This window comes from Oscillospiraceae bacterium, assembly GCA_015068645.1.
Lineage (GTDB): Bacteria > Bacillota > Clostridia > UMGS1840 > UMGS1840 > SIG452.
The window spans coordinates 1-13,285 of the sequence record SVKD01000010.1 but is presented as its reverse complement, the minus strand read 5'-3'; the positions used below and the strand labels follow the sequence as shown (position 1 = coordinate 13,285).

Annotated in this window: 10 protein-coding genes and 1 tRNA gene; 3 read left to right on the top strand and 8 right to left on the bottom strand. The window is 42.4% G+C overall.

What is annotated here, in order from left to right:
- Position 1: 1 nt before the first annotated feature.
- From E7413_05595 to E7413_05560, 8 genes are all read right to left on the bottom strand, one after another.
- On the bottom strand, positions 2–2,230 hold the full coding sequence (locus E7413_05595) for an HAD family hydrolase (GenBank protein ID MBE7019330.1): 2,229 nt from the start codon (positions 2,228–2,230) through the stop codon (positions 2–4).
- A 13-nt stretch (positions 2,231–2,243) separates the two neighbouring features.
- Positions 2,244–3,059 (bottom strand): hypothetical protein, encoded by an 816-nt coding sequence (locus E7413_05590; protein MBE7019329.1) that lies wholly within the window; start codon positions 3,057–3,059, stop codon positions 2,244–2,246.
- A gap of 81 nt (positions 3,060–3,140) precedes the next feature.
- Positions 3,141–4,367 carry a tyrosine--tRNA ligase gene (locus E7413_05585; GenBank protein ID MBE7019328.1) on the bottom strand — a complete coding sequence of 409 codons (1,227 nt, stop codon included), beginning with the start codon at positions 4,365–4,367 and terminating at the stop codon, positions 3,141–3,143.
- A 20-nt stretch (positions 4,368–4,387) separates the two neighbouring features.
- Positions 4,388–5,464, bottom strand: coding sequence for a flavodoxin-dependent (E)-4-hydroxy-3-methylbut-2-enyl-diphosphate synthase (ispG, locus tag E7413_05580; protein ID MBE7019327.1), 1,077 nt, complete (start codon positions 5,462–5,464; stop codon positions 4,388–4,390).
- Between the two features lie 162 nt (positions 5,465–5,626).
- The gene (locus E7413_05575) at positions 5,627–6,646 is read right to left on the bottom strand and encodes a site-2 protease family protein (protein MBE7019326.1); all 1,020 of its coding nucleotides are present in this window, start codon (positions 6,644–6,646) and stop codon (positions 5,627–5,629) included.
- A 19-nt stretch (positions 6,647–6,665) separates the two neighbouring features.
- Positions 6,666–7,799, bottom strand: coding sequence for a 1-deoxy-D-xylulose-5-phosphate reductoisomerase (locus tag E7413_05570; protein MBE7019325.1), 1,134 nt, complete (start codon positions 7,797–7,799; stop codon positions 6,666–6,668).
- Complete coding sequence (locus E7413_05565) at positions 7,799–8,611, bottom strand: hypothetical protein (GenBank protein ID MBE7019324.1); 813 nt, start codon at positions 8,609–8,611, stop codon at positions 7,799–7,801. The genes E7413_05570 and E7413_05565 overlap by 1 nt, the downstream gene beginning before the upstream one ends.
- A gap of 15 nt (positions 8,612–8,626) precedes the next feature.
- The gene (locus tag E7413_05560; GenBank protein ID MBE7019323.1) at positions 8,627–9,415 is read right to left on the bottom strand and encodes an isoprenyl transferase; all 789 of its coding nucleotides are present in this window, start codon (positions 9,413–9,415) and stop codon (positions 8,627–8,629) included.
- Positions 9,416–9,785: 370 nt separating this feature from the next.
- Here E7413_05560 and E7413_05555 point away from each other — a divergent pair, with 370 nt between their 5' ends.
- The 3 genes from E7413_05555 to E7413_05545 all read left to right on the top strand — a co-directional run bounded on the left by E7413_05555 (position 9,786) and on the right by E7413_05545 (position 12,601).
- Positions 9,786–11,585: a Na/Pi cotransporter family protein gene (locus E7413_05555; protein MBE7019322.1), complete on the top strand. Its 1,800-nt coding sequence runs from the start codon at positions 9,786–9,788 to the stop codon at positions 11,583–11,585.
- 51 nt (positions 11,586–11,636) lie between these two features.
- Complete coding sequence (locus E7413_05550; protein ID MBE7019321.1) at positions 11,637–12,419, top strand: TIGR00282 family metallophosphoesterase; 783 nt, start codon at positions 11,637–11,639, stop codon at positions 12,417–12,419.
- Positions 12,420–12,525: 106 nt separating this feature from the next.
- A tRNA-Lys gene (locus E7413_05545) sits at positions 12,526–12,601 on the top strand.
- Positions 12,602–13,285: the final 684 nt, after the last annotated feature.

The following is a 13,285-nucleotide window of genomic DNA, read 5'->3' as shown; positions in this document are numbered from 1 at the left end:
ATCAGGATTCTTTATGGCACAGGCACAACAGCACCGTACCAAGCAACATCGTTGTCCCCAACAGAAGAAAATCTGAACCTTCTAAAATGCCGAGAGGCAGCAGATTGGGAACAAAAAGACAAATAAAGAACAGCACAAGCATAACCCCAACCACCGTCAGCTTCCAAATGCTGATAGGAAGGCTGGTTTGCATCAGATGGAAAAAGGCAAAATATGCTGTGACGTAAAAAGATAGAGTATCCTTATCTGCCAGCACCCCTATTTTTTCTAAAATTCCGAAAAATCCCACAAACAAACCGATTAACACAGCAGTGGGAACGGTGGCTCTCATCACGGAACCGAAGAAATCTTCCCCCACGGGTTTATCATTGGGTTCCATTGCCAAAAAGAAAGAAGGTGTTCCGATAGCAAGAGAACCAATCACCGTCATACTGATAGGTGCAAAGGGATAAGGTGTACCAAGCAAAATAAAAATGAAGGATAATATCAGCGAAAAGCCTGTTTTTAATAAATACAAACTTGCAACACGTTCAATATTATTCACAATTCGTCTGCCCTCTTTTAAAATAAGAGGAACGGGTGAAAAATCAGACTCACTTAAGACCACCTGAGCAACTGCTTTGGCTGCCTGAGCACCGTTTGCCATAGCAATGGCAAGATCTGCTTCTTTTAATGCTAATACATCATTCACACCGTCTCCGCTCATGGCTACGGTTTCTCCCTTTTGCTTCATAGCCTGCACCAGAAGTCGTTTTTGCTCCGGTGTCACACGACCAAAAATGGAATAAGTTCCCACCAGTTTTTGATAATGTTCTAAGGTTTTTGGTTGCGTATTTAAATCAATATAACGGTCATAATCCATAAAACCAAGCTGTTTGGCAATGGCAGAAACCGTTTCGGGATGGTCACCCGAAATAATTTTTAAATCCACCTGTTCATGACGAAAATAATCCAACACCGAGTGTGCATCTTTCTTGATTACATCACTCATTACAATAAGCGCCAAGCATTCGCCGTCACGGGTAAGTGCTAACACACGGTCCCCCTGTGCGGTTTTTTCGCTAACGGTTTTCAAAATATCTTCTGAATTAACCAAACGATCTGCGGCACCTAACCGATAACAGTGTTCCCCGATTTTTAATTCGGAATACTTCCGCTGCGAAGAAAAAGGAATACAAACATCCCAAGTAAGCTCGGTTTTGTCACCATACGCCTGATAGATTCCCTCCATAGTGGGATTTCTCACAGGAAACGCTTTGGCAAACAAACGAAGGTACTGATAAACAGTGCCATCATAAGGAACAAGCTCTTTTAACTTGATTTCACCGGTGGTTAACGTTCCGGTTTTATCCAGACAAACCGTGGTAACACGACTTAAACATTCTACGGCAGAAAAATCGTTGACCAACGCTTTTTTGTTGGCTAATTTCAACACAGAAGTGCCTGCGGTAACGGTAGTAATCAAATAAAGTCCGGAAGGAATCATTCCAATAATACTTGCTGCCGTGGAAATCACTGCTGTCTGCCAATCGGTGCCGTTCCGATAAAAAGTGGATAAAAACAGAACGATGCCTAAAGGCAGAATCACATAGGACATCACCTTGATAATTTTGCCGATAGCAGTTAAAATGCGGGATTCCATCTTCTGATAGCTCCCTGCACTGGTAATAATGCCTGCATAGTAGGTATCTTTACCCACTTTCACTGCCTTGGCATAGCAAGAACCTGCCACCACAAAACTACCGGAAACCAAAGCATCTCCCTGATTTTTAGAAATGGGGTCAGCTTCACCGGTAATTAACGCTTCATTCACTTCCAGATAGTCGGTACAAAGAATTTGCATATCACAGGGAATCTGATCTCCTGCAGTTAAAAAAACGATATCCTCCAACACGATTGCTTCGGAGCGGATTTGTTCTTTTTCTCCGTCTCGCAACACAGTATGATACTGCTGACGAACAGATTTGAGCCGGTCCAGTTTTCTTTTTAGATAAAACTCCTGACCGATTCCCAACAAGATATTGGAAATGACTACTCCCATAAATAGAGTGTTTTTCCAGCTCCCTGTGGTTAGCACCAGAAGAAAGATGACAGTATTTAAAAAATTAAAATAGGTAAACACATTTTCTCTGACAATATCCCAGCTTGTTCTTACGTTTGGCTTGGGCATCACATTAGTCTGATTAGCTTGTGTTTTTTCTGCAACTTGTTGACGGGTAAGACCTGTCATGATAAATCTCCTTTTATAAGATAACCTCTGCAAAAAGAGGATAATGATCTGAAATTATTTTGGTAATCACTTCTGGTTTTGAAAAGTGAATGTTTTTTTCCATATGATTTACAAAAATATAATCAATCTTTCGAACAGGATGAAAAGACGGGAACGTAAATCGATTTTCTTTTAAAAAAGCTTCTTCCATCACTTCATATATACTATCCAACCGCCCACTGTCCGGCGTGGTGTTAAAATCACCCATCAAAATGACAGGCGTGCTAATATCTTCAATTTCTCTTAAAAATGTTTCTACTGCCAATTCCTGCTCCCTTGCATGTCCGCCGAAATGGCTCACAAACACCGTCACTTCTTCCGGTATCAAAAGAACAGCTTTCAAAAAAATACGGGGTTCCCTGTTAGGCAAATCTTCCATTTGCGGAATTTTCACGGTTTCACAAGATTTGATGGGAAATCGAGACAAAATAGCTGTACCATAGCTACCCTCGCCGGGAAATTCCACCGCTTTCGCAAAAGCAAATTCCCTGCCGGTCATTTTCCCTAACAATTCCGCCTGATTGGAATAATAAGGAGAATCTCCCGCTCCGCGGACTTCGTTTAAACCAATAATATCGCAATCATACTGACAGATAACCTTGGCAATTTTTTCCAGATTTACGCTTTGATGCCAAATTTTGATTAAATCATCTGCATTTTCTTCCTGAAAAAGTTTTTCGGTCAATTCATATCCGAAACAAAGCGGTCCGTTTGGACTTTTGTTGGTTTTCACCAGCTCTTGATAATCTGCACCATGGCATATATTAAAGGTCATCACTTTCAGATTCATAGAAAAACCTCTTAATTTTCTAGCCTATAGAAGAAATTTCAGGCACGAAAAATTCCGTGCCTGTTTCTCAAATATTCTGCCTTATCCTTTAATCATCACTTTGAAGAATGCTTTTTTGCCTTTCTTCACGATGATAAATCCTTCTTTTTCAAAGTCTGCTTTAGTAACTGCCATCATCGGATCGGTTACTTTGTCATCCCCAATGGAAAGACCGTTCTGCTGAATCAGTCTTCTTGCTTCACCTTTCGAAGGCACAATACCGGTATTTGCCAATAAATCTAAAACACCGATGGAATCGCCAAAATCTTCGATTTCCTTGGTGGGCATGTCCGCGGAAACGCCAACTCCGCCAAACACAGCTTCTGCAGCTGCCTTCACCTTGTTGGCTTCTTCCTCACCATGAACCAACTTGGTCACTTCGTAAGCAAGGATTTTCTTTGCCTGATTGAGTTCTGCCCCTTCCCATTGTTCCATTTTACGAATCTCGTCCATGGGCACAAAGGTCAGAAGTTTGATACATTTAATAACATCGGCATCGGAAACATTCACCCAATACTGATAGAAATCATAGGGTGATGTTTTATTGGGGTCCAGCCATACTGCACCGGAAGCAGTTTTGCCCATCTTTTTACCTTCGCTGTTGGTCAGCAGAGTAAAGGTCATACCGTAAACCTGTTTCTGGTCTTTTCTGCGGCAAAGTTCCAGACCACCTAAAATGTTGGACCACTGGTCGTCGCCGCCCAACTCGATTTTACAATCATATTTTCTGCTTAACATCAAAAAGTCATAGCTTTGCATCAGCATATAGTTAAATTCCAGGAAGGAAAGCCCCTTTTCCAATCGCTGCTTAAAGCATTCTGCCTGAAGCATTTTATTAACTGAGAAGCAAGAACCGATGTCACGTAAAAATTCTACATAATTCAAGTCCAAAAGCCAATCAGCATTATTTACCATAATCGCTTTACCATCGGTGAAATCCACCACACTGGAAAGCTGTTTTTTAAAGCATTCGCAGTTGTGGTCGATGATTTCTTTGGTCATCATCTGACGCATATCAGTTCTGCCGGAGGGATCTCCGATATGTCCGGTACCGCCACCAACTAAAGCGATGGGTTTATGTCCATGCATCTGCATATGACGCATAACCACCATTTGCAAAAAGTGTCCTACATGCAAGCTATCTGCTGTCGGGTCAAAACCGATATAAAAGGTTACCTTTTCTTTGCCTAATAATTCTCTGATTTCTGCCTCGTGTGTAGTCTGAGCAATCAGTCCTCTTTCTTGTAACACATCAAATACGTTTTCCATTGTTCTTTTCCTTCCTTTTCTTACATTTGCTCGATTTTATTTAAGAGTGTTTGCACAATTTCAGCTTCCGGGAGTGTTTTGGTAATTTGAGAAATTCCGTTTTCGTCCTTTTCAAAGAGAACAGCTTTTCCGTCTCCACCTGCAATCCCGATATCGCAATCTTTTGCTTCTCCGGGACCGTTTACCACACAACCCATTACCGCAACTTTGAGCGGTTTATGTATATGTTTTGTTTTTTCTTTTACTTCTTTTGCCAACGAAATAATATCAATTTTCGTTCTACCGCAAGTGGGGCAAGCAATCACCTCTACCCACTCTTTTCGTCTGCCCGTGGCAGTTAAAATAGCTTTCGCGGCATCAATTTCTTCTTCCACCGATTCAGTTAAGGATACCCGCAAGGTGTCACCGATGCCATTCCGAAGCAGAGTTCCGATACCGATGGCATTTTTTGTCACACCCCAGATTCCGCCGCCTGCTTCGGTCACACCAAGATGCAACGGATATGGGAACACTTCACTTGCCAACGTATATGCAGCGATATTTTTCTCCACATCAGAAACTTTTAACGATAACACAATATCGTGAAAATCCAGTTCTTCCAACACGGAAATCTGCTCCTTTGCAGCTTCCATCAAAGCTTCGGGCGTTACTCCCCCGAATTTTTCCAAAATCGGCTTGGGAAGAGAACCGCCGTTTACTCCCACACGGATGGGAACACCGTGTTTTTTGCAGGCATCCACCACCTGCTTCACACGATTACGGTCTCCGATGTTTCCCGGATTGATGCGAACCTTATCCACTCCCTGCTCCACGGCTTGAATGGCAAGACGGTAATCAAAGTGAATATCCGCAACCAAGGGAATATGAATCTGTTCCTTGATTTTTGAGATAGCTTTGGCAGCCTCCTCGTCGTTGACAGTAGCTCTTACGATTTCGCAGCCGCACTGCTCCAGCGATAAAATCTGTTGAACTGTGGCATCCACATCAGCGGTAGGCGTGTTGGTCATAGACTGGATGGCAACCGGTTCACCTCCACCGATGAATCGGTCTCCGATTTTTATTTTTTTTGATTTTTTTAAGTCTTTCGGTATATTCATAAAGAAATCCTCCTGAATGACAACAAGAGTGGGGTTCGGCAATCCCTACCATATCAAATCGGGTTGCCTACAACTTGCTTCATTTGTAAATTTCAATGACCATCGCATACTTTTTGTACGTAAGGAAACGTAAATTTGCAAAGGGAGTGAGTTTCGGCAACCCTACCTTGCAAATAACTTCACGATATCGTTTTTCGTGATATAAAGCATAAATAATATCAAAATGACAAAGCCAATAAAATGGATAAAACCTTCTTGTTCCGGTTTTAATTTCTTTTTGGTGAGCATTTCCCAAAGGACAAACACAATTCGTCCGCCGTCCAATGCAGGTAGTGGGAATAAGTTCACAACACCTAGGTTCAAGCTAATAATGAGTGCTAAGAACATCACGTCAAAGAATCCGGTTTTGGCGGCATTGGAAATTTCCGTCACAATCCCAACGGGACCCGACATCTGCTCCACACCTACAGAACCGTTGAACATCCCGAAGAAGGATTGGTAGGTCAACTTAATAATGGAAAATGTTTCAAAGAACGAATAAGAAATCACGTTTCCAAAGTGTTTCTCTTCCACCTTCTGAATTACTCCCAGACGTCCGGTTCCGTCTACCTCCGTTAAGGTTACAGGAACAGTTTGCTTCTCGCCGTCACGTTCTACGGTAACCGTTACAGAGTCTTTTGCGTCTAACGCTAAATTCAAATCCAGCTGGGTACGCACACGACTCCCATCAATGGCAATCATTTTGTCGCCTGCCAAAATTCCTGCTTGTTCAGCACCCATTCCCTGTTGCACAGCGGCAATCTCCATTTTGGGAACAATTGGTAATCGAGGACTTGCCGCATTTAACACCACCAGCAATACAAAGCCAAGCAATAAATTCATGAATGCTCCTGCAAACAGAATAATAAACCGTTGCCAAGGCTTTTTGTTACCAAAGGCTGCCGGATCGGAAGAATCTGCATCTTCCCCTTCCATTTTCACATATCCGCCCATCGGAATCAAACGAACAGAATATAGCGTATCTCCTTTTTGTTTGCCAAACAGCTTCGGTCCCATGCCAAGAGCAAATTCATGCACCTTCACGCCAAACATTTTTGCCGTAAGAAAATGCCCAAGCTCATGAATAAAAATAATCAAGCCGAAAATGATAATCACACAAAGGGTTGTGATAATTGCGGTCATTTAATTTCCTCCAGTTTTTTTACAATAAAGAACGAGCGTACTCCTTGGCAAAACGGTCTGCCGCCAGCACATCATCCATAGTATAGTCAGTAATCACAGTGTGCGCCTGCATCGTAGCTTCAATCATGCGGGGAATATCCAAAAATCCGATTTTCCCTTTTAAGAAAGCATCCACCGCCACCTCATTAGCGCCGTTTAATACGCAAGGCATAGTTCCGCCAATTGCCAACGCATCATAAGCCAACTGCAAACAACGGAATTTTTCCGTATCCGGTTCAAAAAAGCTGAGGGTACCCAATTTTACAAAATCCACTTCTCCTGCATCGCTCTCGCTTCTCTCAGGATAGGTCAGTGCTAACTGAATGGGGATAGTCATATCGGGCGTACCCAGTTGTGCCATAATGGCGTTATCCACATATTCCACCATAGAATGAATAATGCTTTCTCTATGCACCAGCACTTGAATCGGCTTATGTCCGAATAAGTGATAGGCTTCAATCACTTCCAGCCCTTTATTCATAAGCGTAGCAGAATCAATGGTAATTTTATTGCCCATATCCCAGTTCGGATGCTTTAAAGCATCTTCAGGACGGATGCCGGATAAATCTTCTCTTCCGAAAAACGGACCACCGGATGCAGTTAACAAAATACGCTTCACATCACGGTCACGGTTACCCAGCAAACATTGGAAAATCGCAGAATGCTCCGAATCCACAGGAAATATGGTCACCCCATATTCCTCCGCCATATCCATAATGAGCTGACCGGCACAGACAATCGTTTCCTTATTGGCAAGCGCCAATTTTTTTCGAGATTTAATTCCGGAAATAGCAGGCTTTAACCCTGCACTGCCCACAATGGCATCGAGTAACGTATCTGCATCACTTTCTTCAATCTGACGGCAGAGCGTATCTTCACCGGTTTCCACTATGCAATCGGGAAGTTGTTCCTTTACAAGATGATACCCATCTTCTGAACCGATATGCACATATTTTACGTCAAACTCTTTTGCCTGACGAATGAGAAGTTCTGCATTTTTACCGCAAGATAACCCTGCTACACGGATACCGTGTTTTTTGCAGACAGCCAAAGCTTGCGTTCCGATGGAACCTGTGGAGCCCGCAATATAAACCGACTTTGTTTTTGCTTCCATTATAAAATCACCTGCAATCCAAAGGTAATTACGTAAATATATACCATAGGTCCAACAAACATTAAGCTATCCACACGGTCTAAAAATCCACCATGTCCGGGAATAACATTTCCAAAATCCTTCACATTTCTGCTTCTCTTTACGGAAGACGCAGTTAAATCTCCCAGCTGTGCAACCAAACCACATAGAAGTGCCAAAGGATAATATGTAGTAGGATTCACGCTAATACCGTAGCCATATTGCAAAATCATTGCATATACAAAAAATCCGAGAAGGGCTCCTAAAAATCCGCCAACAGAACCGGATATCGTCTTTTTGGGGCTTAAATCAGGACAAAGTTTAGGGCCTTTTAAGGCAATTCCCATAAAGTATGCGCCGGTATCGGTACAAAATGCTCCGATGCAGGAAAGCCACACATAATGATGACCGTTCACAGGCTGTTGACGCAACAACATTAACAGTGTAAAGGAAACAGGAATCAGAACCGTCAAAAGGCTCATATTAGCAATATCTGAAAAATGAACCTTCTTTGGTCGGGCAACCATAGACAGCACCATCAGCAGAAACAGAATAAATCCGATTCCACCCAACTGCGGAAAACTCAAACGGGAATAAAAAGGCATTCCAAGGCAAACCAAAAGTCCGATGGTCATAAACACAGGATTTTTCTGATATGAAAACACACTATACGCTTCCATCAGACACCAAAGTGCCAACACTACTGCACAAACTGTGATAACAATGGCATCAAACTGCATCACCGCAATCAACACAGCAGCAGCAACCACTGCACTGATAATTCTTGTTAACATAGCTTATCTTCCTTTCTATTTCGCAGGCTCAACCCCGCCAAACCGACGGCTTCTACCCTGATATGTAAGAATTGCTTCTTCTAAATGACGAGGCGAAAAATCCGGCCATAAAATATGGTCATAATAAAACTCACTGTACGCAGATTGCCACAGAAGAAAATTGGAAATTCTGATTTCTCCGGAAGGACGAAGCACCAAATCCGGATCGGGACAATGAGCCGTGTACAAATGGGCGGAAACGGTTTCTTCGGAAATTTCTTCGGGTGTCAATTCCCCGGCTTTCACTTTTTTGGAAATCTCGGAAATCGCGTGAATCAATTCATCACGTCCGCCATAGTTTAAAGCAATATTTAAAAAACAACCGGTTTTGGCATAAGGCTCGGTGCGTTTTTCTTCTTTCTCAATCATTTTTACAAGAGGTTCGGGCAAAGGAGAACGGTCTCCCAAAAAACGAACTGCCACTTTTCTGTGTTCCATCAGATCCACAATCTGAGGCAACCGTTTCATACAAAGATTCATCAGATTGTTAACTTCCTCTTCGGGACGTTTCCAGTTTTCGGTGGAAAAGGCATACACCGTCAAACATTTTACCCCTAAATCATAAGCGTGACGGGCAATCTTTACCAAGTTATCCGCACCCGCTGCATGACCTGCCGTACGAGGCAACCCACGTTTTTTTGCCCAACGACCGTTCCCATCCATAATGATTGCAATATGCACGGGAATATTTTTGGGGTCTAACAGCACTGTGTTATCTTTCTTTTTCTTACCCAGTCCAAACAATCCGGTCACCTCTTTTTTCATTTTTTTATCATATTTTTATCATAATTACTGTCAAATTGACATACTAATACATTTTATCAAGTAATTATAGCATATTCTATCAGAAAAATAAATAGTTTTTTTGAAATATTTTTAATTTTTTTATTCTTTTTTACGAAAATTTATTTTTTTCAAAATTTTCTCGTAAAATATTTGAAAACCCGAAACTACTATGCTATAATAAAATTGAAAATTGTGTGAAAAAATCTGTCAAAATAATCTGGCTCTTACATATTCATTATAATATGTGAAGAAAAAAATCATTCCCTTACAAAAAATATTTACATATCCAAAAAATTCGAGAAAGGAAAAGTTGTTTTCAAAAAAAGAGAAAGCAGCGAGCAACAACATTATGGACAACATCGGATTGTATGTAACCATCGCCATTCAGGTTATTGGAGGACTTTGTCTGTTTTTATTCGGTATGAACCTGATGGGAGACAGTTTAGAAAAGGCAGCCGGAATGCGGATGCAGAAAATCATTGAATCCTTAACGGGAAATCTTTTGAAAGGAGTCCTGGTAGGTGCTTTGGTTACTGCAGTAATCCAATCATCCTCTGCCACCACGGTTATGGTGGTGGGCTTTGTATCGGCAGGAATTATGACCCTAAAGCAAGCTGCAGGAATCATTATGGGCGCTAACATCGGTACCACCATCACAGCACACATTCTTCGTTTAAATGACGTATCTTCAGAAAATTTCTTTTTATCTTTCTTTAAACCGGACAATTTAATGTTTGTGTTAATCATCGCAGGAATGTTGCTGATTTATATGGCAAAAAATCAGACAAAAAAAGATGCCGGTGGTATTTTTATCGGTCTCTCCCTGATTTTCGCAGGAATGATGTTTATGTCAGACGGATTAAACGGCATTGATAAATCCGTATTTGAAACCCTCTTTGCATTCTGTGCCAATATGCCATTTTTAGGCATTATCATTGGTGCTGTTGTAACTGCTATTATTCAGTCTTCTTCTGCATCAGTCGGTATTCTGCAAGCAGTGGCTTCCACCGGTGCCATCACCTTAGGGGGAGCAATCCCCATTATTTTAGGGCAAAACATCGGTACCTGCGTTACAGCGGTACTATCCTCTATGGGTGCCACCAAAACTGCAAAAAAAGCCAGCGTGTTGCACTTAACCTTTAATATCCTCGGAACCTTACTGTTTATTGTGGCATTATTCTTCGTATGCCCCTACGTAGTTCCCGGTTGGAACATACTGATGAACGGCAACGTAAATTCCGGTTCTATCGCAGATTTTCATACCATTTTTAACATTACCACCACCATCATTCTGTTCCCCTTTGCCGGGCTTTTGGTAAAGCTCATCGGCGGCTCCAAGGAACAGGAATCGATGGCAGACAAGCCATCCCGTATGCTGGACGAACGTTTCCTTCACTCCCCCGCTATTGCTATCGGACAGAGTAAAAACGTGGTAATTTCTATGCTGGAACTGGCGAAAAAGAATATCGTGTTATCCGAAGCGGCAATGTTAGAAAAAAATTCCGATGCGATGACAGAAATCAAACTCATCGAGAAAAACGTAGATACCATGGAAAGTGAACTGTCTTCTTATCTTGGTAAAATCAACGATAAAACTCTCTCCGAATCCGAAAACAGACAGACTATGGCATATATCAGTATGGTTTCCGATATCGAACGTATTTCCGACCACGCAAGCAATATGAGTGACATTGCAAAAATGATGATAGAAGACGATCAGAAACTGTCCAAAGGCGGAACCAAAGAGTTGCACAATATGTTCTTGGCTGTTTACGACCTGTTGGATACCACCCTGGAAGCTATCCGCACCAACGACCTTTCTGTTGCTTCTCAGATTGAACCCAAGGAACAGGTTATCGACTTATTCAAGTCCACCTTCCGCAGAAAACATATGGGACGTCTGGCAAAGAAAAAATGCACTGCAGAATCGGGCATTGCATACCTGGAAGTTGTCAACAACTTAGAACGTGTGGCAGATCACTGTTCCAATGTGGGCGTGGCAATCATCCAGCTGCACTCGGAAGAAAAACTGTTCAATTCCCATGAATATCTGGAAGTGGAAAGCATCCGTCAAACCGAAGAATACTCCAGAATTTACAACGATTTTATGGCGAAATACTATGCCCCTTTAATCAAGGAAAAAGAATAAATAATAAACATTTCAGCTTCCGATTCGGAAGATAGAAAAGGAACAAATCTCATGTTAAAACTATTAACAATCGGTGACGTTGTGGGAGATTGCGGCGTCGAATTTTTGGTAAAGAAATTACCAACCTTTATCAAAGAAAACAACATTGATTTCACCGTGGTCAACGGTGAAAACGCTCTTCCCGGAAGCGGTATCAGCTTAAATATCACCGAAGACATTTTAAACGCAGGGGCAGACTGTGTCACCTTAGGCAATCACGCTTTTAATAAAAAAGACGTGGAAAAAGCCTTTGACCGTTACCCCGACCGCATTATCCGTCCCTTAAATTATGACGGCTCCTTAGAGGGCGAGGGCTACACCGTGTTAGACGCCAAAGGATACCGCATTGGCGTGGTAAATCTTTTGGGCAGAATCTACCTCTCCCCTGTCAACTGTCCCTTTCTGGCAATGGATAAAGCGCTGGACTACTTAATAGATAAAACCGATATCATAATCGTGGACTTCCACGCCGAAGCCACCAGCGAAAAAAAAGCCTTCGGCTATTATGTGGACGGACGGGTATCTGCCGTGTTCGGCACTCATACCCACACCCCCACCGCCGACGAACAGGTGTTACCAAACGGTACAGGTTTTATCACCGATATCGGGATGACCGGTGCCACCGATTCGGTATTAGGCTTAAAAAAAGAAATTTCCATCGGACGGATTGTGCATCATAAACGCTCCCGTTTTGACTGGGCAGACACCAATCCTGCCATGATGGGCGCCATCTTCACCGTGGACGAATCCACCGGCAAATGCCACAGCGTAGAACGAATCAAAGTAACTGAATGATAAAATCTCTCCCAATCGGGAGAGATTTTCATTTTATCAGAAAGATTTTTCCATAAAAAATACTTGACAATTTCAAAATAATGATGTATAATAACGGAGTTGTTATGCACCTTTAGCTCAGTTGGTAGAGCAACTGACTCTTAATCAGTGGGTCCCGGGTTCGAGTCCCTGAAGGTGCACCATAAAGAGTAGATACATTTTGTATCTGCTCTTTTTTTATGTCAATAAGCACCGAAGGGACTCGAAACCTGAGAGGGCACGAGCCGTTAAGAAAACGGTTTGGGGAACCGTTTTTAGGTGAATGGTGCGCAGACGGGTACCGAAGCCGCAGGCTTGGGTCGTCAAGCAGACAAGGTGCGAAGCAACTGTGTCCCTGAAGGTGCACCATAAAGAGTAGATACATATTGTATCTGCTCTTTTTTTATGTCAATAAGCACCGAAAGGGACTCGAACACTGAGAGGGCACGAGCCGTTAAGAAAACGGTTTGGGGAACCGTTTTTGTAGGGGACGATGCCCGCATCGTCCCGTTGTAGAAAATTGCAATACTGAAGAAACGGGCGGATGTGGGCATCCGCCCCTACAATGCTATGCACCTGCAAGGTGCCACCATTTTTATTATTTATTCTTTATTTCACCACACCTCATCAGTCACTTCGTGACAGCTTCCCCGAAAAGCGGGAAGCCTTTTCTTTTTGCAATTCATACAAAAAAGGACTGCCCGAAGGCAGTCCTTTTTTAGTTGTGTGATTTGTTCATTTGCACGAACAAATTTTTCGCTGTGTCGCTACACGACGAGTTCATCAGCGATTATTGACCGAAGGTTTCACCGGTTCCAACAAGGTTGATATATTTCATACCTTTGTTG

Excerpts from the sequence above, each read along its gene's own strand:
- E7413_05565 (MBE7019324.1), bottom strand. The coding sequence starts at position 8,611 with ATGTTAACAAGAATTATCAGTGCAGTGGTTGCTGCTGCTGTGTTGATT.
- E7413_05550 (MBE7019321.1), top strand. The coding sequence starts at position 11,637 with ATGTTAAAACTATTAACAATCGGTGACGTTGTGGGAGATTGCGGCGTC.
- E7413_05590 (MBE7019329.1), bottom strand. The coding sequence starts at position 3,059 with ATGAATCTGAAAGTGATGACCTTTAATATATGCCATGGTGCAGATTAT.
- E7413_05555 (MBE7019322.1), top strand. The coding sequence starts at position 9,786 with ATGGACAACATCGGATTGTATGTAACCATCGCCATTCAGGTTATTGGA.
- E7413_05560 (MBE7019323.1), bottom strand. The coding sequence starts at position 9,415 with ATGAAAAAAGAGGTGACCGGATTGTTTGGACTGGGTAAGAAAAAGAAA.
- E7413_05585 (MBE7019328.1), bottom strand. The coding sequence starts at position 4,367 with ATGGAAAACGTATTTGATGTGTTACAAGAAAGAGGACTGATTGCTCAG.
- E7413_05570 (MBE7019325.1), bottom strand. The coding sequence starts at position 7,799 with ATGGAAGCAAAAACAAAGTCGGTTTATATTGCGGGCTCCACAGGTTCC.
- ispG (MBE7019327.1), bottom strand. The coding sequence starts at position 5,464 with ATGAATATACCGAAAGACTTAAAAAAATCAAAAAAAATAAAAATCGGA.
- E7413_05595 (MBE7019330.1), bottom strand. The coding sequence starts at position 2,230 with ATGACAGGTCTTACCCGTCAACAAGTTGCAGAAAAAACACAAGCTAAT.
- E7413_05575 (MBE7019326.1), bottom strand. The coding sequence starts at position 6,646 with ATGACCGCAATTATCACAACCCTTTGTGTGATTATCATTTTCGGCTTG.